We start from the raw sequence: 20,620 nt of genomic DNA, 5'->3' as shown, positions 1-20,620 counted from the left end.
GAACTCCCGGGCGAACGCCGGTCAGGGCGTTTTATGGCGACGAGCCGGATTCCTCCCGGCGGCGCCGTCAACGTCGCATGGGGTCGAGGAGGAGCCAGTAGGACAAGCCGACTAAATGCCCGTTTCACTCTGCCGAGTGCACATCTGTGCCATTTGCTTCGAAAAGATATGCCCTCCCTTTACTCTGGATTACGGTTCATTTACCGAGCGTTGAATCATCCCCGCCGCTGCACGCCGTGACCCACGGCCGCGACCGAACCCCCCGCGCCGAGCGGGACCCCACTAGACCGCGACCGCGCTGCCCCGGAGGAGACGGGAACATGTCAGTCTGCGCACCACCCCGCACCGAGCACTCCCCGCCCGATGCCACCCCACCGCCCCGGCGCGGTCGCTTCCGCGTCGAGAGCGCCGACGTCTCCGCGTCCGTCGCGGTCTTCCTCATCGCCCTGCCGCTCTCGCTGGGCATCGCCCTGGCCACCGGCGCCCCGCTCCAGGCGGGCCTGGTCGCCGCGGCGGTCGGCGGGATCGTCGCCGGACGGATCGGCGGCTGCCCCCTGCAGGTCAGCGGGCCCGCCGCCGGTCTGACCGTGGTCACCGCCGACCTCATCCACCAGTTCGGCTGGCGGGCGACCTGCGGCATCACCGTGCTCGCCGGGATCTCCCAGCTCGGCCTCGGCTGCCTGCGGGTGGCGCGCGGCGCGCTGGCCGTCAGCCCCGCGGTCGTGCACGGCATGCTCGCGGGCATCGGCATCACGATCGCCGTGGCCCAGTTGCACATCGTGCTCGGCGGCCGACCGGACAGTTCCGTACTCACCAACCTCCGGGAGCTTCCCGCCCAGTTGGCCCACCTCGATCCGGCCGCCGTGGCGATGAGCGCGCTGACGCTCACCCTGCTGCTGGCCTGGCCGCGCGTCCCCGGCCGGGTGGGCAGCCTGCTGCGCAAGGTGCCGGCCGCGCTGGTCGCCGTCATCGGGGCCACCGTGACGGCGGCGCTCGCCGGGCTCACCCTGCCCCGCGTCGAGCTGCCGTCCTGGCGCAGTCATGCCCTGGCCGGACTGCCGGAAGGACCGACGCTCGGCATCGTGGCCGCCGTGCTCACCACCACGCTGGTGTGCAGCGTTCAGTCACTGCTGGGCGCGGTCGCCGTGGACAAGCTGGTGGCCCGCCGGACCGGGCCGACTCAGGTCGGGCGCTCCGACCTCGACCGCGAGCTGCTCGGTCAGGGCGCGGCCAACATCGTCTCCGGCGCGCTGGGCGGACTGCCGGTCGCCGGAGTGGCGGTGCGGAGCACGGCGAACGTGAACTCGGGCGCGCTGAGCCGGAACTCCACGATGCTGCACGGCGTCCTGGTGGTGCTCGCCACCCTGCTGATGGTCCCGCTCCTGGAGCAGATCCCGCTCGCCTCGCTCGCCGCCCTGGTGATGGCCGTCGGCATCCAGATGGTGTCCCTGAACCACATCCGCACGGTGACCCGCCACCGTGAAGTGCCGGTGTACGCCGCCACCACCCTCGGCGTGGTGTGCCTGGGTGTCCTTCAGGGCGTCCTCCTCGGCATCGCCGTGGCCGTCGCTCTCGCCCTGCACCGCCTCACCCACACCCACATCACGCACGAGGAGAGGGAGGGAGTCCAGCACATCCAGGTGCGCGGCCAGCTGACGTTCCTCGCCGTTCCCCGGCTCAGCAGAGCCCTGCACCGCGTGCCCCACGGCGCCCGAGTGGTGGTGGAGCTGGACGGCTCGTTCATGGACCACGCGGCGCACGAGTCGCTCCAGGACTGGCAGAGCTCCCACACCGCGCGGGGCGGCTCCGCGGAACTGAAGGACCGCCGTACCGGAGTGCGGAGCGCGGGCACCCCGTCCTCCGCCGTCTGCCGGTGCCGGCCCTGGACACCGTGGCGGAACCACCGGTGCGCCATGCCGGCGGCGGCAGGGCGGGGGAGCACCGGAGCCGACGGCCGCGCGGGCGGCTCACGCCCCGACACCCATGAACTCGCCCGTGGCATCAGCTCGTTCCAGCGGAACACCGCCCCGCTGGTGCGGGAGGAGCTGGCCCGGCTGGCCAGAGAGGGGCAGCGGCCCTCGCAGCTCTTCCTCACCTGTGCCGACTCCCGGCTCGTCACCTCGATGATCACCGCCAGTGGTCCCGGTGACCTGTTCGTGGTCCGCAACGTAGGGAACCTGGTGCCGCCGCCCGGCCAGGAACACGCCGACGACTCGGTGGCCGCCGCCATCGAGTACGCGGTGGACGTGCTCGGGGTCAGGTCGATCACCGTGTGCGGGCACTCCGGATGCGGCGCGATGCAGGCCCTGCTGGCCGCCGAGCCCGGTGCCGCCCCGACCCCGCTGCGCCGGTGGCTGCGGTACGGGGAACCGAGCCTGGAGCGCATGACGGGCGGGGACCCGGAGCGGCCCCGGCTCACCACCCGCCCGGTGGCCGACGCGGTGGAGGAGCTGTCGCTGACCAATGTGGTGCAGCAGTTGGCGCATCTGCGGGCGCACGAGTCGGTGGCGCGCGCCCTCACGGCCGGTGCGCTGGAGCTGCACGGCATGTACTTCCACGTCGGAGAGGCGCGGGCGTACCTGCTCGGCGGCGAGGGAGAGGGAGTCCTGTTCCACGATGTGCGCGAGGACGGGAAAGAGGAAGGAAAGGAGGACGTGCGGGACGGGTCGGAGGTGGGCAGCTTGGTCTGAGCGGCCGCCCGCGCGGTGACCGCAGAAAGGTCTAAACCAATTCTGCGGTCCACCCTTGTCATCAGCCCCGACGTCTGATGAGGTGTGGTCTGGGACACAACGGACACCCTGGGAAAGGGAGATGTCGTGAGCAACGAGAGCCTGGCCAACCTCTTGAAGGAGGAGCGACGCTTCGCGCCGCCGGCCGAGCTGGCCGCGAACGCCAACGTCACGGCCGAGGCGTACGAGCAGGCCGCGGCCGACCGGCTGGGCTTCTGGGCCGAGCAGGCCCGCAGGCTGAGCTGGGCCAAGGAGCCGACGAAGACGCTCGACTGGTCGAACCCCCCGTTCGCCAAGTGGTTCGAGGACGGCGAGCTGAACGTCGCCTACAACTGCGTCGACCGGCATGTGGAGGCCGGCAACGGCGACCGGGTAGCCATCCACTTCGAGGGCGAGCCGGGCGACAGCCGCTCCCTCACCTACGCCGAGCTGAAGGACGAGGTCTCCAGGGCGGCCAACGCACTGCTGGAACTGGGTGTCCGCAAGGGCGACCGGATCGCCATCTACATGCCGATGATCCCCGAGACCGCGATCGCCATGCTGGCCTCGGCCCGCATCGGCGCCGCGCACTCGGTGGTCTTCGGCGGCTTCTCGGCGGACGCGCTGGCCACCCGTATCAAGGACGCGGACGCCAAGGTCGTCATCACCGCCGACGGCGGCTACCGCCGGGGACAGCCGTCCGCGCTGAAGCCCGCCGTGGACGACGCGGTGGCCAAGGCCGGCACCGTCGAGCACGTGCTGGTGGTCCGCCGTACCGGGCAGGACGTGGCGTTCGACACCGGGCGGGACGTGTGGTGGGACGAGCTGGTCGGACGCCAGTCGGCCGAGCACACCCCGGAGGCGTTCGACGCGGAGCACCCGCTGTTCATCCTCTACACCTCGGGCACCACGGGTAAGCCGAAGGGCATCCTGCACACCTCGGGCGGCTATCTCACCCAGACGGCCTACACCCACTCGGCCGTGTTCGACCTCAAGCCGGAGACGGACGTCTACTGGTGCACGGCCGACGTCGGCTGGGTCACCGGGCACTCCTACATCGTCTACGGCCCGCTGGCCAACGGCGCGACCCAGGTGATGTACGAGGGCACCCCGGACACCCCCCACCAGGGCCGCTTCTGGGAGATCGTCGAGAAGTACCGGGTCTCGATCCTGTACACCGCGCCGACGGCGATCCGGACGTTCATGAAGTGGGGCGACGACATCCCCGCGCGGTTCGACCTGACCTCGCTCCGGGTGCTCGGTTCGGTGGGCGAGCCCATCAACCCCGAGGCGTGGATCTGGTACCGCAAGAACATCGGTGCCGACCGCACCCCGGTCGTGGACACCTGGTGGCAGACCGAGACCGGCGCCATGATGATCTCGCCGCTGCCGGGCGTCACCGAGACCAAGCCCGGCTCCGCGCAGCGCCCGCTGCCCGGCATCAGCGCCACCGTCGTCGACGACGAGGGCAACGAGGTGCCCCACGGGGGCGGCGGCTACCTGGTCCTCACCGAGCCGTGGCCGTCGATGCTGCGCACCATCTGGGGCGACGACCAGCGGTTCCTGGACACGTACTGGTCGCGCTTCGAGGGCAAGTACTTCGCCGGCGACGGCGCCAAGAAGGACGACGACGGGGACATCTGGCTCCTCGGCCGGGTGGACGACGTGATGCTGGTGTCGGGCCACAACATCTCCACCACGGAGGTGGAGTCGGCACTGGTGTCGCACCCGGCGGTCGCCGAGGCGGCCGTGGTGGGCGCCGCCGACGAGACGACCGGGCAGGCCATCGTCGCGTTCGTCATCCTGCGCGGCTCGGCCGCCGAGGACGAGAAGCTGGTCGCCGAGCTGCGCGACCACGTGGGCGCCACCCTCGGCCCGATCGCCAAGCCCAAGCGCGTCCTGCCGGTCGCGGAGCTGCCCAAGACCCGCTCCGGCAAGATCATGCGCCGGCTGCTGCGGGACGTCGCGGAGAACCGTCAGCTCGGGGACGTCACCACACTGATGGACTCCACGGTCATGACGCTCATCCAGTCCAAACTGCCGTCCGCCTCCAGCGAGGACTGAGCGGCGCCCGGATCGGGTGTCCCGGTGACCGTGCCGGGGCACCCGATCCCAGGTAAAGTAAGCAAAGTGCGGCATTTGTCCGCACGTCGAGGTGCGCCGGGAAGCCTGGTCGGCAAGCGTTCTGTCATGCCCACCAGCCGGAGGTCTCCACCGTGGCCGCGCCCCGCACCCCCGAAGTCGCCCGCAAGGCACTCGACCGGCTGTCGCTGCCCGAGCGGACCGCCGTCGCGGACGCGCTGCGCACCGAGACCGCGGGCGGTGTCCTCCTGCTGGCCGCCGCCGTCGCGGCGCTGATCTGGGCCAACATCCCGGCACTGAGCCACGCCTACGAAACGGTCGGCCACTTCCACCTGGGCCCCGCCGCCCTCGGCCTGGACCTCTCCGTCGCGCACTGGGCGGCCGACGGGCTGCTCGCGGTGTTCTTCTTCGTCGCCGGGGTGGAGCTGAAGCGGGAACTGGTCGCGGGCGACCTGCGCGACCCCAGGGCGGCCGTGCTGCCCGTGGTGGCCGCGCTGTGCGGGATGGCCGTCCCCGCCCTGGTGTACACGCTCACCAGCCGCGCCGGCGGCGGCTCCCCGGCCGGCTGGGCGGTGCCGACCGCCACCGACATCGCCTTCGCGCTCGCCGTCCTCGCGGTCATCGGCACCTCGCTGCCCAGCGCGCTGCGCGCCTTCCTGCTGACCCTCGCCGTGGTCGACGACCTCTTCGCCATCCTGATCATCGCGGTGTTCTTCACCAGCCGGATCGACTTCGCCGCGCTCGGCGGCGCCGTCGCCGCGCTGGCCCTGTTCTGGCTACTGCTGCGCAGGGGGGTGCGCGGCTGGTACGTGTACGTGCCGCTGGCACTGGTGAGCTGGGCGCTGATGTACAACAGCGGCGTGCACGCGACCATCGCCGGTGTGGCGATGGGCCTGATGCTCCGCTGTGTCACCCGTGAGGGTGAGGAGCGGTCACCGGGTGAACGGCTGGAGCATCTGGTGCGGCCACTGTCGGCCGGGGTCGCGGTGCCGCTGTTCGCGCTGTTCAGCGCGGGCGTGCCGCTATCGGGTGAGGCGCTGGCGCAGGTGTTCGCGCGGCCGGAGACGCTCGGGGTCGTCCTCGGCCTGGTCGTCGGCAAGACGGCCGGTGTTTTCGGCGGGACCTGGCTGACCGTGCGCTTCACCCGTGCCTCGCTGGGCGAGGGGCTGGCCTGGGCGGATGTCTTCGCCGTCGCCATGCTGGCCGGGATCGGCTTCACCGTGTCCCTGCTCATCGGCGAGCTGGCCTTCACCGGCGACACCGCGCTCACCGAGGAGGTGAAGGCGTCCGTCCTCGTCGGATCGCTCATCGCGGCCGGCTGTGCGACCGTGCTGCTGAAGGTGCGCAACACGCGGTACCGGCGGCTGTGCGAGGCCGAGGAGCGCGACGAGGACCTGGACGGCGTCCCCGACGTCTACGAGCAGGACGACCCGGCGTACCACCTGCGCATGGCAGGCATTCATGAGGGGAAGGCCGCCGAACACCGTCGTCTCGCCGCCGAACTGTCGGCCGCCGCACGCCACGCGCGTGCCGAAGTGCCGGGCGGGGCAGGCGAGGAGAACGGTCGTCCGGCATGATCTGACGAGACGGTACAAAACAAGACGGCATCACAAGCAGAGGGAGACAACGCGATGAGCGCACCCGACGGCAGGCCGGTCGGCGCCGAACCCAGCATCGGCCGGCTGTTCGCCTCGGCGACGACCGAGATGTCGGCGCTGGTGCACGACGAGATCGCGCTGGCCAAGGCGCAGCTCAAGCGGGACGTGAAGCGCGGCGCGGCGAGCGGCGGTGCCTTCTCCGGCGCGGGCGCGGTGCTGGTGTTCTCGCTGCCGATGCTCAACTTCGCGCTGGCGTACGGCATCCGGACCTGGAGCCACTGGAACCTCGCGGTGTGCTTCCTGCTGTCCTTCGCCGCCAATGTGCTGGTGGCCGGTGTGCTCGCCCTGATCGGTGTGGTGTTCGCCAAGAAGGCCAAGAAGAGCAAGGGTCCGCAGAAGGTCGCCGCGTCCGTGAAGCAGTCGGCGGGCGTCCTCCAGAACGCCAAGCCGCACCCGCGCGAGCTGCCTGTGGCGGACCGCGCTCACCAGGCTGTGGCACGCTCGTCCTCATGACGGAACCCGCCGCCGCACCGGCCGTACGCCTGGACCTGCCCTCCGGGGAGCGGGTGACGCACCGGGACGTCGCCGCCAACGGCGCGCGTTTCCACATCGCCGAGCTGGGCGACGGCCCCCTGGTGCTGCTGTTGCACGGCTTCCCGCAGTTCTGGTGGACCTGGCGGTACCAGTTGTCCGCGCTGGCGGGCGCGGGCTACCGGGCCGTGGCCATGGACCTGCGGGGCGTCGGCGGCAGCGACCGCACCCCGCGCGGGTACGACCCGGCCAACCTGGCGCTGGACGTCACCGGGGTGATCCGCTCGCTCGGCGAGCCGGACGCCGCGCTGGTCGGCCACGACCTGGGCGGCTACCTCGCGTGGACGGCGGCGGCGATGCGGCCCAAGCTGGTGCGCCGGCTCGCGGTGGTGTCCATGCCGCACCCCCGGCGCTGGCGCGCGGCGATGCTGCGGGACGCCCGGCAGACGGCCGCCGGCTCCTACATCTGGGGTTTCCAGCGGCCGTGGATTCCCGAACGGCAGCTGACCGCCGACGGCGGCGCGCTGGTGGGCGAGCTGATCCGGGACTGGTCCGGGCCCCGGCTCCCGGAGGACGCGGACGTGGCCGCGTACCAGCGGGCGATGTGCATCCCGTCGACGGCGCACTGCTCGATCGAGCCGTACCGCTGGCTGGTGCGTTCGCTGGCCCGGCCGGACGGTATCCAGTTCAACCGGCGGATGAAGCGGCCGGTCCGGGTGCCGACCCTGCATCTCCACGGCGCGCTGGACCCGGTCGCCCGGACCCGCAGCGCTGCCGGTTCGGGGGAGTACGTGGAGGCGCCGTACCGCTGGCGGCTGTTCGACGGGCTCGGGCACTTCCCGCACGAGGAGGACCCGGTGGCGTTCTCCACCGAGCTGGTCAACTGGCTGAAGGACCCCGAACCCGACCGGTGACCGTTCAGGTGCGCCGAGTGTCCGTTTTACCGACCGTTTCCGACTGTTTGCCGCCCGAACTGCCACATGCCTGACGCATAGGCCGATCGGGGGGCCCGGACGCGGTTATCGACCTTGGGGCGGGGGCACATGTCGGGGTATGGGCTGGACGCACGATTACGGTGACGCACCCCGCGAACGACGCTCGGCCTCCGGGCCCACTTCGCCGCAACGAGGAACGCCGCAACTCGCGGACACGGACCCGAGGGTGGGGATTCCGCGCATCCTGCGCCGCCGGGCCCGCTGGGTCTCGGTGCGCCTGCGTCACACCACGCGCACCTGACGTCACGTCACCTCACCCCAGCGCTTCACCTCACCGCGTCACCTCACAGCGCGCAGTTGTCGGTACCCACCTGGCTGTTCGCCGCGCGCCCCCGTGTGATGTCCTGGCGGATCTCGTCGGCGGTGAGGGCGTAGCCGGTCCGGGCGTCGTCCAGCGACTTGGCGAACACCACGCCGTACACCTTGCCCTGAGGGGTCAGCAGCGGGCCGCCGGAGTTGCCCTGGCGGACGGTGGTGTAGAGCGAGTACACGTCACGGCCGACCGTGCCCCGGTGGTAGATGTCCGGGCCGTTGGCCGTGATGCGCCCGCGCACCCGCGCCGCGCGCACGTCGTACGCGCCGTTCTCCGGGAAGCCGGCCACGATCGCGCCGTCCCCGCTGCCGGCGTCCTCGGCGGCGAACCGCAGGGCGGGCGCCTTCAGGTCGGGCACGTCCAGGACGGCGATGTCGCGCCGCCAGTCGTAGAGGACCACGGTGGCGTCGTACAGGCGGCCCTCGCCGCCTATCTGGACGGTGGGTTCGTCCACGCCCCCGACGACGTGCGCGTTGGTCATCACGCGCCGGTCGCCGAAGACGAAGCCGGTGCCCTCCAGCACCTTGCCGCAACTGCGGGCGGTGCCGGTGACCTTGACGATGGAGCGCTGGGCCCGGGTGGCCACCGCGCCGCCGGCCAGGGCCGGGTCGGGCGGCTGGACCTCGCGGATCTGCTCGTCGGAGAACGGGCTGAAGACCTGCGGGAAGCCGTTCTGCGCGAGGACCGAGGTGAAGTCCTTGAACCAGGTGTCGGACCGCGCGGGCAGCACCTGGTCCATCCCGACCAGCACCTTGGAGCCGCGGACCTCCCGGCCGAGCGTCGGCAGCGTGGTCTGGGCGAGCGCGGAGCCGATCAGCCAGGCGACCAGCAGCATGGCGACCACGTTGACCAGGGCGCCGCCGGTGGCGTCCAGCGCGCGCGCCGGTGACCAGGTGATGTGGCGGCGCAGCTTGTTGCCCAGGTGGGTGGTGAGGGCCTGCCCGACGGAGGCGATGACGAGGACGACGACGACCGCGACGACGGCGGCCGCGGTGCTGACCTCAGCGCCCTCGGTCATGGCGTCCCAGGCCAGGGGCAGCGTGTAGACGGCGAGCAGGCCACCGCCGAGGAAGCCGGTCACCGACAGGATGCCGACGACGAAGCCCTGGCGGTAGCCCACGACCGCGAACCACGCGGCGGCCAGCAGCAACAGGATGTCCAGCACGTTCAACGCTTCAGGCCCCGCCCATCGACTTTCTCCGCGGTAAGGAACACGCACGACACCCTGTCACGCCCAGTGGTCGAGCGGGACCTGCCGGGTGCGGTCCCAGGGGCGCTCCCAGCCCGCGTGGTGCAGCAGCCGGTCGATGACCCCGGCCGTGAACCCCCACACCAGGGCCGATTCGACCAGGAATGCGGGGCCTCGGTGGCCGCGGGGGTGCACGGCGGTCGCGCGGTTGGCGGGGTCAGTGAGATCCGCCACGGGGACGGTGAAGACCCGGGCGGTCTCGCGCGGATCGACGACCCCGACCGGACTGGGCTCGCGCCACCAGCCGAGGACGGGGGTGACGACGAACTCGCTGACCGGGATGTACAGCGCGGGCAGCACGGCGAAGAGCTGGACGCCGGCCGGATCGAGCCCGGTCTCCTCCTCCGCCTCGCGCAGCGCCGCCCGCAGCGGGCCGTCGGTCTCGGGGTCGCCGTCCACGGCGTCGAGGGCGCCGCCGGGGAAGGACGGCTGGCCCGCGTGGGAGCGCAGCGAGCCGGAGCGCTCCATCAGCAGCAGCTCGGGGCCGCGCTCGCCCTCGCCGAACAGGATGAGCACCGCCGACTGCCGGCCGCCGCCGTCCTCGGGCGGCAGGAAGCGGCTGAGCTGGAGCGGCCGGACCGTCTCCGCGGCCCGTGCCACCGGCTCCAGCCAGCCCGGCAGCCCTTCTTTGCGCAGCGCCACCGGACTCTCGTGCGTGTCACGCGTGTACGTCATGCCACCCCCCCTGCTGCCAAGTCCGACGCCCGCGTGCCCCGAGATGGTTGCGTCATCCGGCCCCCAGCGGCGGGGCCGCGATGCCGCCCGCGTCCAGATAGGCCTGGGGCGGGTTCAGCCGCTGGCCGGGGAAGCCGCCCTTCTCGTACTTCAGGAGCCCCCGCGCCTTCTCCGGGTCGGTCTCGCCCTCGCCGTAGGACGGGCAGAGCGGGGCGATGGGGCAGGCGCCGCAGGCGGGCTTGCGGGCGTGGCAGATGCGGCGGCCGTGCCAGATGACGTGGTGCGAGAGGTCGGTCCAGTCCTTCTTGGGGAACAGCGCGCCGACCGCGGCCTCGATCTTGTCCGGCTCGGTCTCCGCGGTCCACTTCCAGCGCCGCACCAGCCGCTGGAAGTGGGTGTCCACGGTGATGCCGGGCCTGCCGAAGGCGTTGCCGAGGACCACGAAGGCGGTCTTGCGGCCGACACCGGGCAGCTTGACCAGGTCCTCCAGCTTGCCGGGGACCTCGCCGCCGAAGTCCTCCACGAGCGCCCTGGAGAGCCCGATGACCGAGCGCGTCTTGGCCCGGAAGAAGCCGCAGGGCCGCAGGATCTCCTCCACCTCGGCCGGGTCGGCCGCCGCGAGATCCTCGGGGGTGGGGTACTTGGCGAACAGCGCCGGGGTGGTCTGGTTGACCCGCAGGTCGGTGGTCTGGGCCGACAGGACGGTGGCGACCACGAGCTGGAAGGGGTTCTCGAAGTCCAGCTCGGGGTGGGCGTACGGATAGACCTCGGCGAGTTCGCGGTTGATACGGCGGGCGCGGCGGACCAGGGCGGTGTGGGATTCGCCGTCCGTCTTCGCTGTTGCCTTGTTCGCAGCGGCCTTCTTCGCTGCGGCCGTCTTCGCCGGGGCCTTCTCAGTCGGGGCCTTATGCGCAGGGTCCTTTTTTATTGATTTCACCTTTTCGCCACTTCCGTCGGAATCCTGTTCGCCCACGGCGGAATCACGTCGTGCAACCACCCGCGCAGCCCCCTCGGCCTGTGCTCTCACCGGCGATTTGGACACCCGGCCAGCCTAGAGCCCGGCACTGACATCCGCGCCGGACCCGGAAGATCGGCCCCCGATTGGACCCCTGCCGCTCACCCCGGGACACCTGTGCGGCATCCTTGTGACAGATCACACTGTTTGGACCGTCCGGGAAAACGGGGAACACGGTCCCCTGGCACGCTGGGGAGGAACATCCCCTGAGCAGCTCGACAAGGAGAGAACTCGTGGACGACGTTCTGCGGCGCAACCCGCTCTTCGCGGCTCTTGACGACGAGCAGTCCGCGGAGCTGCGCGCCTCCATGAGCGAGGTGACCCTCGCCCGTGGCGACTCCCTCTTCCACGAGGGCGACCCCGGCGACCGGCTCTACGTCGTGACCGAGGGCAAGGTCAAGCTGCACCGCACCTCCCCCGACGGGCGGGAGAACATGCTGGCCGTCGTCGGTCCCAGCGAGCTGATCGGTGAGCTGTCGCTGTTCGACCCCGGCCCGCGTACGGCCACCGCGACCGCGCTGACCGAGGTCAAGCTGCTCGGCCTCGGCCACGGCGACCTCCAGCCCTGGCTGAACGTGCGCCCCGAGGTCGCCGGTGCCCTGCTGCGTGCCGTCGCCCGCAGGCTGCGCAAGACCAACGACGCCATGTCCGACCTGGTCTTCTCCGACGTTCCCGGCCGGGTCGCCCGCGCCCTGCTGGACCTCTCCCGCCGCTTCGGCGTGCAGTCCGAGGAGGGCATCCACGTGGTGCACGACCTCACGCAGGAAGAGCTGGCCCAGCTGGTCGGCGCCTCCCGAGAGACCGTCAACAAGGCGCTCGCCGACTTCGCCCAGCGCGGCTGGCTCCGCCTGGAGGCCCGCGCGGTGATCCTGCTGGACGTGGAGCGCCTGGCCAAGCGGTCCCGCTGACGCCGGTCCCGGCGGGCAACCGCTTGCCGGCCCCGAGGGGCGTCGTCCTCGATCGCCGGACGGGATCGATCGATGCCGGCCGGCGCCGGGCCGGACCCGTCCGCCCGTAACCACCTGCACCGCCCCCCATCGGCGGTGCACAGTGTCCGCATGTCCGGACCGCCCGCCCCGCACGGCCTCGACGCCGAGGGGTTCATCGCCCGTGAAGGCTCCCTCGCGCGCGCAGGACGCGTTCCGTCCCGTCGTGGCCGCCGCGCGGGAGGGCCTCGCGGAGACGTTCGGGGCGCGGCTGCACAGCGGCCACCTCTACGGGTCCCTCCCGCGCGTGCGCGGGGTGGGGAGCACGTACTGGACGGACGCGTCCTAGATGAGCCCGTGCTCACCCAGATAGTCCAGCTGGGCCCGTACCGACAGTTCCGCCGCCGGCCACAGGGAGCGGTCGATGTCGGCGTACACGTGGGCCACCACCGCTTCGGCCGTGCGGTGGCCGTTCTCCACGGCCGTCTCGACCTGGGCGAGGCGGTGGGCGCGGTGGGCGAGGTAGAACTCGACGGCGCCCTGGGCGTCCTCCAGGACCGGGCCGTGGCCCGGCAGGACGGTGTGCACGCCGTCGTCCACGGTCAGCGAGCGCAGCCGGCGCAGCGAGGCCAGGTACTCGCCGAGGCGGCCGTCGGGATGGGCGACCAGGGTCGTGCCGCGCCCGAGGACGGTGTCGCCGGTGAGCACCGCGCGGTCGGCCGGGAGATGGAAGCTCAGGGAGTCGGAGGTGTGGCCGGGGGTGGGTATCACCCGCAGCTCCAGCCCGCCGACCGTGACCACGTCACCGGCGCCCAGCCCCTCGTCCCCCAGCCGCAGCGCCGGATCGAGCGCACGCACGCGCGTGCCGGTGATCTCCGCGAACCGGGAGGCGCCCTCGGCGTGGTCGGCGTGGCCGTGGGTGAGCAGGGTGAGCGCTATCCGCTTGCCCGCCTTCTCGGCGGTGTCGACCACCTCGCGCAGGTGCCCCTCGTCCAGCGGGCCGGGGTCGATGACCACGGCCAGGTCGGAGCCCGGTTCGGCGACGATCCAGGTGTTGGTGCCGTCCAGGGTCATGGGCGAGGCGTTGGGCGCGAGCACGTTGACCGCGCGCTCGGTCGCCGGTCCCGAGCGGACCGCGTCACGGGGCCGGCCGGGCAGGGCCGTGGCGTCCGTCATGCCGTTCCTCCGCTCGGGCCGGGGGCCGCCGGGACGTGCTGGGTGAACTCCTCGTGCCCCGGCCAGCTCAGCTCCACCCGGCCGTCGAGCAGCCGGGCGCGGGCGAGCACCGGGGTGAGATCGCGCTCCGGCGCGGCCGCGAGGGCGTCGGCGGCCGTGCCGTAGGGCAGCAGCTGGCGCAGGGTGGCGATGGTGGGCGGCATCATCAGCAGCTCGCCCCGGTCGTACCCGGCGGCGGCCTCGGCGGGCCGTGTCCACACCGTGCGGTCGGCCTCGGTGGACAGATCGCGGGTGTGCTGGCCCTCGGGCAGCGACGCGATGAAGAACCACGTGTCGTAGCGCCGGGACTCGAACTCGGGGGTGATCCAGCGCGTCCACGCCCCCAGCAGGTCGGAGCGGAGCACCAGCCCCCTGCGGTCCAGGAACTCCGCGAAGGACAGTTCGTGCGCGATCAGGGCGGCGCGGTCGGCCTCCCAGTCGTCGCCGCTGGTGTCGCCGACGACCGAGTCGGGGCCGGTCCCGGCGAGCAGGACACCGGCCTCCTCGTAGGTCTCGCGCACGGCCGCGCAGACGATCGCCTGGGCGCCCGGTTCGTCGCCCGCGTCCATCCCGAGGCGGGCCGCCCACCACGCGCGCGTGGGGCCCGCCCAGCGGACGTGATGGTCGTCGTCGCGCGGGTCGACACCGCCGCCCGGATACGCGTACGCGCCTCCGGCGAAGGCCATGGAGGCGCGTCTGCGCAGCATGTGCACGGCGGGACCGGCCGGGGTGTCCTTGAGCAGCAGCACGGTCGCCGCCCGCCGGGGGGCGACGGGAGTGAGCGTGCCGTCCGCGAGGGCGCGGATGCGGTCGGGCCACTCCGGGGGGTACCACTGACCGTTCGCCATGGGCGGAGGCTATCCCGAACAGGGCGGATGTTCGAGAGTTACCGGGCCGGTGGCCGGGGGCTACGGAACCAGCTCGACCAGGATCTCGACCTCGACCGGCGCGTCCAGCGGGAGCACCGCGACGCCCACCGCGCTGCGGGCGTGCACGCCCTTGTCGCCTAGCACCTCACCGAGCAGTTCGCTGGCGCCGTTGAGCACACCGGGCTGGCCGGTGAAGTCGGCGGCGGAGGCGACGAAGCCGGTGACCTTCACCACGCGGGCGATCCTGTCCAGGTCGCCGGTGACGGACTTGACGGCGGCCAGCGCGTTCAGCGCGCAGATCCGGGCCAGGTCCCTGGCCTCCTCGGCCGTGACCTCGGCGCCGACCTTTCCGGTGACCGGCAGCCGCCCGTCCACCATCGGGAGCTGGCCCGCGGTGTACACGTACTCCCCGGAGCGCACGGCGGGCTGGTAGGCGGCCAGCGGGGGCACGACCTCCGGCAGCGTCAGGCCGAGGTCGGCGAGCCGGGCCTCGACCGCGCTCACGCCTGCTTCTCGCGCTTCAGGTAGGCGACGAGCTGCTCCGGATTGGGCCCCGGCACGACCTGGACGAGCTCCCAGCCGTCCTCGCCCCAGTTGTCCAGGATCTGCTTCGTGGCATGGACGAGCAGCGGCACCGTTGAGTATTCCCACTTGGTCATAGGCCGACTGTAGTCGCTGTTATCCACAGCCTCCCGCGTGAGTGCCGCCCGGACTGGTTAGGCTCGAAGACGTGAGCAGGCTCCAAGTCGTCAGCGGCAAGGGCGGGACCGGAAAGACGACGGTCGCCGCCGCTCTAGCGCTGGCCCTCGCCACCGAAGGGAAGCGGACGCTTCTCATCGAGGTGGAGGGCCGGCAAGGCATCGCTCAGCTCTTCGGGACCGAGGCGTTGCCCTATGAGGAGCGGAAGATCGCCACCGCTCCCGGAGGAGGTGAGGTGTATGCCCTTGCCATCGATACCGAACAGGCCCTTCTGGACTATCTCCAGATGTTCTACAAACTCGGCGGTGCGGGCCGCGCGCTGAGAAAGATCGGCGCCATAGACTTCGCCACCACCGTCGCGCCGGGACTGCGGGACGTCCTGCTGACCGGCAAGGCGTGCGAGGCGGTGCGCCGCAAGAACAAGCACGGCGAGTTCCTCTACGACCACGTGGTGATGGACGCGCCCCCCACCGGCCGCATCACCCGCTTCCTGAACGTCAACGGCGAGATGGCCGGCCTCGCCAAGATCGGCCCGATCCACAATCAGGCACAGGCCGTCATGCGGGTGCTGAAGTCCCCGCAGACGGCCGTGCACCTCGTCACCCTGCTGGAGGAGATGCCGGTCCAGGAGACCGCCGACGGCATCGCCGAACTCCGCGCGGCGGGGCTGCCGGTGGGCCGCGTCATCGTGAACATGGTCCGCCCCGAGCTGCTGGACGCGGCCGAGCTGGACCTGGCGCGCACGGTGCCGCACACCTCCGTCGCCCGCGCGCTGTCCTCGGCGGGTCTGGGCGGAGCGCGGCGCGGCGGGCACGCCGAGCGGCTGGTCGACCCGCTGCTGACGCAGGCCGCCGAGTACGCCGAGCGGCACGCGCTGGAGCGTGAGCAGCGCGCGGTCCTCGACGAGCTGGACCTGCCGGTCGACCAGCTGCCCCTGCTCGCCGAGGACATGGACCTGGCGGGCCTGTACGAACTGGCCACCGAGTTGCGGAAGCAGGGGTTGTCATGAGTCCGGACCCGCAGACCACCGACGGCCCGGACGCGCGCTCCGGCCGCTCCCCGGCACGGACGCTGCACGTGGACGCGCTGCTGGACGACCCGGAGACCCGCATCGTGGTGTGCTGCGGCTCCGGCGGCGTCGGCAAGACGACCACGGCCGCCGCGCTCGCCCTCCGGGCCGCCGAGCGGGGCCGCAAGGTGGTCGTCCTCACCATCGACCCGGCCAAGCGGCTGGCCCAGTCGATGGGCATCGACTCCCTCGACAACGTGCCGCGCCGGGTCAAGGGCACCGAGGACCGCCGCGTGGAGGCCCCTCGCGCGGGCGCCGAGGCCGGCGAACTGCACGCCATGATGCTCGACATGAAGCGCACCTTCGACGAGGTCGTGGAGGCGCACGCGGACCCGGACCGGGCGGCCCAGATCCTGGCGAACCCCTTCTACCAGACGGTCTCAGGCGGCTTCGCGGGCACGCAGGAGTACATGGCGATGGAGAAGCTCGGCCAGTTGCGCGCCACGGACGAGTGGGACCTGATCGTCGTCGACACCCCGCCCTCCCGTAACGCGCTGGACTTCCTCGACGCGCCCAAGCGGCTCGGCTCGTTCCTGGACGGCAAGCTGATCCGGCTGCTGACCGCGCCCGCGAAACTGGGCGGCCGCGCGGGGATGGCGTTCCTGAACGTCGGGATGTCGATGATGACCGGCACCCTGGGCAAGATCCTGGGCGGTCAGCTCCTCAAGGACGCGCAGACGTTCATCTCCGCGATGGACACCACCTTCGGCGGCTTCCGCACCCGGGCGGACGCCACCTTCAGGCTGTTGCAGGCACCCGGGACGGCGTTCCTGGTGGTGGCGGCGCCGGAGCGGGACGCGCTGCGCGAGGCGGCGTACTTCGTGGAGCGGCTGGCGGCCGAGAAGATGCCGCTGGTCGGGCTGGTGCTCAACCGCGTCCATGGCAGCGGCGCCACCCGGCTGTCGGCCGAGCAGGCGCTCAGCGCGGCGGAAAATCTTGCCGGGGCCGGCATTGTGGATCAGGGGGACGGGAAAGCTGTCGTACGTAACTCCCTTGAGAACGAAGGAAGTTCAGATTCCGCCACTGGTTCACCGGCCCCCGAGGACGGCTCCCCCACCCCGGACCCGGACCGGCCCGTGGACGAACTGACCGCAGGTCTGCTGCGCCTGCACGCCGAGCGCATGCGCCTGCTCGCGCGCGAACAGCGCACGCGGGACCGTTTCATCGGCGGCCACCCCGAGGTGGCCATCGTGGAAGTACCCGCGCTCCCCGGCGATGTGCACGACCTCACGGGCCTGCGCGAGATCGGCGACCGCCTGGCGGCGGGGCACACGGAACTGTCGTAGCCGGGCAGCCCGGAACTCGTACGGGCGATGCCGCGCGCCTGCGCCTCAGGCGGCGCGGGCGGGCGCGCCCGGCGTCCAGCCACCCCGTGGCAGCACCGTGCCGTGGACGGACCGGCCGGCGTCGGACCCCGGTGCCCCTGGCCTGTGCCGGAAGCACTATGCCGGAAGCACTGTGCCGGTAAGCACTGTGCCGAAGGCCCCGTACCGGAAGTTCTCTGCCGGAGGCGAGGCCCTCAGCTCACGGCCGCGTAGTTCTCGTAGACCTCGTCGTCGTCGAGAGGCACGATTCCCGCGCCGCGCTCGTACTCCGAGCGGGCGGTCTCCAGCAGCCGCCGCCAGGAGCTCACGGTGGGCCGCCGGCGCAGCAGCGCCCGGCGCTCGCGCTCCGTCATGCCTCCCCACACGCCGAACTCGACGCGATTGTCCAGCGCGTCGGCCAGGCACTCGGTGCGTACCGGGCAACCGGTGCACACCGCCTTGGCCCTGTTCTGCGCTGCTCCCTGCACGAACAGTTCATCCGGATCAGTAGTGCGGCAGGCGGCCTGCGCACTCCAGTCGGTAACCCAGCCCATACCGGCGCCGTCCTCTCCCGAATCGAGGCTCCCCCACGGCGGCAGCGGCATATTCACCGCCGCCAGTTGAGGACGTTACGGAAGGCGCGGACAGCGCAACACCCCCTTCGGGCCCAATCTTGAATGGCCCGAACGGACTATGGGTAAGCGGCAGATCACCCGGAGGAGTGAGCGGGCGACATGCGTGATCATCCCGGCGAAGCGGGATGGTTGTGGTGCGGCACAGGGGGCGCCGGGTGACACATGAGGCGGTTCCGGACACGTCCCCGGGGGAAGACGGGGAATATCCGGAACGATTCGGGGTAGCCGGACGTATTGCTACATGGCTCCGCCGCTGTGACAGTTGAGAGCAGCTTAGGCCAATGCCTGTGCGCGTGTCCGGCGAATGACAACCTGAGCCCCCGCTTTGTCGTGCCCCGCCACCCGCCCGGACGTCACGATCCTGCACCCGAACCGCCCGAGGGCCCGTCGCTCCCCCGGAACGCTTATCAGCACGGATTAGGCTGCCCCCATGCCAAAGAAGCGCTCGGGCGGTGGTCTGTCGGTCACGCAGCAGGCCGCCAAGTTCCTCGGTGTCAGCGTGCTCGCGGGGGCGGTGATGGCGGGGATCGCGCTGCCGGCCGCCGGGGCGCTGGGCCTTGCCGCGAAGGGCTCGGTGCAGGGCTTCGACGAGATCCCGGCCAATCTCAAGAGCCCCCAGCTCAGCCAGCGGACGACCATACTGGACAGCCGGGGCCGCCAGATCGCCACCGTCTACTCCCGTGACCGCACGGTGGTGGAGCTGAAGGACATCTCGCCCTACATGCAGAAGTCCGTCGTCGCCATCGAGGACTCGCGCTTCTACCAGCACGGCGCCATCGACCTCAAGGGCGTGCTGCGCGCACTGAACAAGAACGCGCAGAGCGGGGGCGTGGCGCAGGGCGCGTCCACGCTCACCCAGCAGCTGGTGAAGAACTACTTCATCGAGGAGGCCGGCGACGACCCGACCAAGGTCGCCCAGGCCACCCAGCAGACCCTCGGCCGCAAGGTCCGCGAGCTGAAGTACGCGATCCAGATCGAGGAGAAGCTCGGCAAGAAGAAGATCCTGGAGAACTACCTCAACATCACCTTCTTCGGCGAGCAGGCGTACGGCGTCGAGGCCGCGGCCCAGCGCTACTTCTCCAAGCACGCCAAGGACCTCGACCTCCAGGAGTCCGCTCTGCTGGCGGGCATCGTGCAGTCCCCGAGCCGCTACGACCCGGTCAACGACGAGGCCGAGGCCACCAAGCGGCGCAACACCGTGCTCCAGCGCATGGCCGAACTGGGCGACATCTCCCAGGCCGAGGCCGACCGGGCCGCCCAGGAACCGCTGGGCCTGCACGTCAGCCATCCCAAGAACGGCTGCATCACCGCGACCCGCGACTCCGCCTTCTTCTGCAAGTACGTCGAGAACGTCTTCCTCACCGACCCGGTCTTCGGCAAGTCCCGCGAGGAGCGCGCCAAGCTCTGGAACAAGGGCGGCCTGACGATCCGTACGACGCTGGACGCACGGGCGCAGAAGTCGGTGCAGGACTCGCTGAAGGACCACGTCTACAAGTCCGACCCGGTGGCGGCGGCCGCCACCCTGGTGCAGCCCGGCACCGGCAAGGTGCTGGCGATGGGCCAGTCGAAGCCGTTCGGCTACGCCAAGAACGAGACCGAGTACAACTTCTCGGTCGACCGGGACCTGGGCGGCTCCAACTTCGGCTTCCCGACGGGGTCGACGTTCAAGCCGTTCGTGGCGGCGGCCGCGATCGAGGGCGGCAAGCCGCCGACGCAGGCGTACTCCGCGCCGTACAAGATGGACTACCCGAGCCCCGTCCAGCGCTGCGGTGCCACGCCCTACCGCAACACCGAGAACGAGACGGCGGAGAACGAGAACGAGTCCGAGAAGGGCCCGTACCGCATGAAGGAGGCGATGGCCAAGTCGGTCAACACCTACTTCGTGCAGCTCATCGCGGACATCGGACTCTGCCCGGTGGCCAAGATGGCCGACAAGCTGCATGTGGTGCAGGGCGACGGCTCCAAGCTGCCGCAGACGCCGGCCATCGCGCTCGGCGCCATCGGCCTCTCCCCGCTGACCATGGCCAACGCGTACGCCACCTTCGCCGCGCGGGGCACGTACTGCACGCCGGTGGCCATCGAGTCGATCACCGAGAAGGCCGGTGACGAGGAGAAGTCGCTGGCGGTGCCGAAGTCGACGTGCTCGCGGGCGATGAGCCAGAAGACGGCGGACACGGTCAACACCCTGCTCCGGGACGTGATCGACTCGGGTACCGGCCAGGAGGCGGGCCTGAACGACCGGGACAGCGCGGGCAAGACGGGTACGACGGACGGCCGGAAGAACGCCTGGTTCGTCGGCTACACCCCGAACATGTCCGGCGCGGTCTGGGTCGGCAGCGCCCGGCAGGACGTGAAGATGAGCGGCATCACCATCGGCGGCACGTACCACGACCAGGTCTTCGGCGGTGGCGTACCGGGTCCGATCTGGCGGGACGCGATGTCCGGCGCCCTCCTGGGCAAGGACGCGCCCGACTTCAAGACCATCGACATCCCCGACGACCAGGACCGGGGCGACGGCCGGGGCAACGGCCGCGGTGACGGCGGCGACAACGGCGGCGGCCTGATCGGCGGCCTCTTCGGCGGTCTGACCGGCGGCAACGGCGGCAATGGCGGCCGTCCGGGTGCCGGCAGCCCGAAGCCGGCGAAGCCGAAGCAGGGGAACCTGGTGCAGGGGAACACGAACGGCGGACGCCGGAACTGAAGCCCGTACGACAGCGGGGCCGCACCTTCGTAAGGG

At 71.5% G+C, this 20,620-nt stretch carries 18 protein-coding genes and 1 pseudogene; 11 read left to right on the top strand and 8 right to left on the bottom strand.

The features are described from left to right. Positions 1-320 precede the first annotated feature (320 nt). The 6 genes from ACFWN1_RS07285 (at position 321) to ACFWN1_RS07260 (ending at position 8,155) form a co-directional block, all read left to right on the top strand. Positions 321-2,690: a SulP family inorganic anion transporter gene (locus ACFWN1_RS07285; RefSeq protein ID WP_384359111.1), complete on the top strand. Its 2,370-nt coding sequence runs from the start codon at positions 321-323 to the stop codon at positions 2,688-2,690. Between the two features lie 126 nt (positions 2,691-2,816). Further along, the gene (gene acs / locus ACFWN1_RS07280) at positions 2,817-4,772 is read left to right on the top strand and encodes an acetate--CoA ligase (RefSeq protein WP_384359109.1); all 1,956 of its coding nucleotides are present in this window, start codon (positions 2,817-2,819) and stop codon (positions 4,770-4,772) included. 152 nt (positions 4,773-4,924) lie between these two features. Beyond that, the gene (gene nhaA / locus ACFWN1_RS07275) at positions 4,925-6,367 is read left to right on the top strand and encodes a Na+/H+ antiporter NhaA (RefSeq protein WP_384359107.1); all 1,443 of its coding nucleotides are present in this window, start codon (positions 4,925-4,927) and stop codon (positions 6,365-6,367) included. Positions 6,368-6,421: 54 nt separating this feature from the next. Continuing rightward, positions 6,422-6,901 carry a phage holin family protein gene (locus ACFWN1_RS07270; protein WP_384359105.1) on the top strand — a complete coding sequence of 160 codons (480 nt, stop codon included), beginning with the start codon at positions 6,422-6,424 and terminating at the stop codon, positions 6,899-6,901. Further along, entirely contained in the window at positions 6,898-7,833 is a 936-nt protein-coding gene (locus ACFWN1_RS07265) for an alpha/beta fold hydrolase (protein WP_384359103.1), read from the top strand. Before ACFWN1_RS07270 ends, ACFWN1_RS07265 begins: the two co-directional genes overlap by 4 nt. A gap of 139 nt (positions 7,834-7,972) precedes the next feature. Next, positions 7,973-8,155 (top strand): hypothetical protein, encoded by a 183-nt coding sequence (locus tag ACFWN1_RS07260; protein WP_384359101.1) that lies wholly within the window; start codon positions 7,973-7,975, stop codon positions 8,153-8,155. A gap of 43 nt (positions 8,156-8,198) precedes the next feature. On the opposite strand, the gene ACFWN1_RS07255 is transcribed toward ACFWN1_RS07260, so the two are convergent. From ACFWN1_RS07255 to nth, 3 genes are read right to left on the bottom strand one after another with little or no spacing between them, the layout of a single operon-like run. Then, positions 8,199-9,398 carry a MarP family serine protease gene (locus tag ACFWN1_RS07255; RefSeq protein WP_384359099.1) on the bottom strand — a complete coding sequence of 400 codons (1,200 nt, stop codon included), beginning with the start codon at positions 9,396-9,398 and terminating at the stop codon, positions 8,199-8,201. Between the two features lie 57 nt (positions 9,399-9,455). Continuing rightward, positions 9,456-10,151 carry an NUDIX hydrolase gene (locus ACFWN1_RS07250; RefSeq protein WP_384359097.1) on the bottom strand — a complete coding sequence of 232 codons (696 nt, stop codon included), beginning with the start codon at positions 10,149-10,151 and terminating at the stop codon, positions 9,456-9,458. 52 nt (positions 10,152-10,203) lie between these two features. After that, positions 10,204-11,079, bottom strand: a complete 876-nt coding sequence (nth, locus tag ACFWN1_RS07245) for an endonuclease III (protein ID WP_384359151.1) — start codon at positions 11,077-11,079, stop codon at positions 10,204-10,206. 320 nt (positions 11,080-11,399) lie between these two features. Between nth and ACFWN1_RS07240 the strand changes: the two genes are divergently transcribed. Continuing rightward, positions 11,400-12,074 carry a Crp/Fnr family transcriptional regulator gene (locus ACFWN1_RS07240; protein ID WP_030811441.1) on the top strand — a complete coding sequence of 225 codons (675 nt, stop codon included), beginning with the start codon at positions 11,400-11,402 and terminating at the stop codon, positions 12,072-12,074. Between the two features lie 150 nt (positions 12,075-12,224). Further along, positions 12,225-12,399, top strand: a pseudogene (locus ACFWN1_RS07235) (nucleotidyltransferase); the annotation flags it as partial. A 38-nt stretch (positions 12,400-12,437) separates the two neighbouring features. Here ACFWN1_RS07235 and ACFWN1_RS07230 read toward each other — a convergent pair. The 4 genes from ACFWN1_RS07230 to ACFWN1_RS07215 are packed head-to-tail and all read right to left on the bottom strand — an operon-like array spanning position 12,438 to position 14,835. After that, positions 12,438-13,268 (bottom strand): MBL fold metallo-hydrolase, encoded by an 831-nt coding sequence (locus tag ACFWN1_RS07230; RefSeq protein WP_384359094.1) that lies wholly within the window; start codon positions 13,266-13,268, stop codon positions 12,438-12,440. Beyond that, entirely contained in the window at positions 13,265-14,155 is an 891-nt protein-coding gene (locus ACFWN1_RS07225; protein WP_384359092.1) for an NUDIX hydrolase, read from the bottom strand. Before ACFWN1_RS07225 ends, ACFWN1_RS07230 begins: the two co-directional genes overlap by 4 nt. A gap of 60 nt (positions 14,156-14,215) precedes the next feature. Next, positions 14,216-14,680 (bottom strand): RidA family protein, encoded by a 465-nt coding sequence (locus ACFWN1_RS07220; RefSeq protein WP_384359090.1) that lies wholly within the window; start codon positions 14,678-14,680, stop codon positions 14,216-14,218. Beyond that, positions 14,677-14,835: a DUF4177 domain-containing protein gene (locus ACFWN1_RS07215; protein WP_018547934.1), complete on the bottom strand. Its 159-nt coding sequence runs from the start codon at positions 14,833-14,835 to the stop codon at positions 14,677-14,679. Before ACFWN1_RS07215 ends, ACFWN1_RS07220 begins: the two co-directional genes overlap by 4 nt. A 71-nt stretch (positions 14,836-14,906) precedes the next feature. Here ACFWN1_RS07215 and ACFWN1_RS07210 point away from each other — a divergent pair, with 71 nt between their 5' ends. Then, on the top strand, positions 14,907-15,884 hold the full coding sequence (locus tag ACFWN1_RS07210) for an ArsA family ATPase (protein ID WP_384359088.1): 978 nt from the start codon (positions 14,907-14,909) through the stop codon (positions 15,882-15,884). After that, positions 15,881-17,230 carry an ArsA family ATPase gene (locus tag ACFWN1_RS07205; protein ID WP_384359086.1) on the top strand — a complete coding sequence of 450 codons (1,350 nt, stop codon included), beginning with the start codon at positions 15,881-15,883 and terminating at the stop codon, positions 17,228-17,230. The genes ACFWN1_RS07210 and ACFWN1_RS07205 overlap by 4 nt, the downstream gene beginning before the upstream one ends. Positions 17,231-17,463: 233 nt before the next feature. Here the strand turns inward: ACFWN1_RS07205 and wblA are convergent, their stop codons facing one another. Beyond that, the gene (wblA, locus tag ACFWN1_RS07200) at positions 17,464-17,802 is read right to left on the bottom strand and encodes a transcriptional regulator WblA (RefSeq protein ID WP_202495049.1); all 339 of its coding nucleotides are present in this window, start codon (positions 17,800-17,802) and stop codon (positions 17,464-17,466) included. Between the two features lie 511 nt (positions 17,803-18,313). On the opposite strand from wblA, the gene ACFWN1_RS07195 reads away from it, so the two are divergent. Next, a complete protein-coding gene (locus ACFWN1_RS07195; protein ID WP_384359084.1) occupies positions 18,314-20,584 on the top strand; it encodes a transglycosylase domain-containing protein in 2,271 nt (756 codons plus the stop codon). The last annotated feature ends 36 nt before the right edge of the window (positions 20,585-20,620 follow it).

This window comes from Streptomyces sp. NPDC058459, assembly GCF_042721685.1.
Lineage (GTDB): Bacteria > Actinomycetota > Actinomycetes > Streptomycetales > Streptomycetaceae > Streptomyces.
This window is presented reverse-complemented; position numbering and strand designations above follow the sequence as displayed.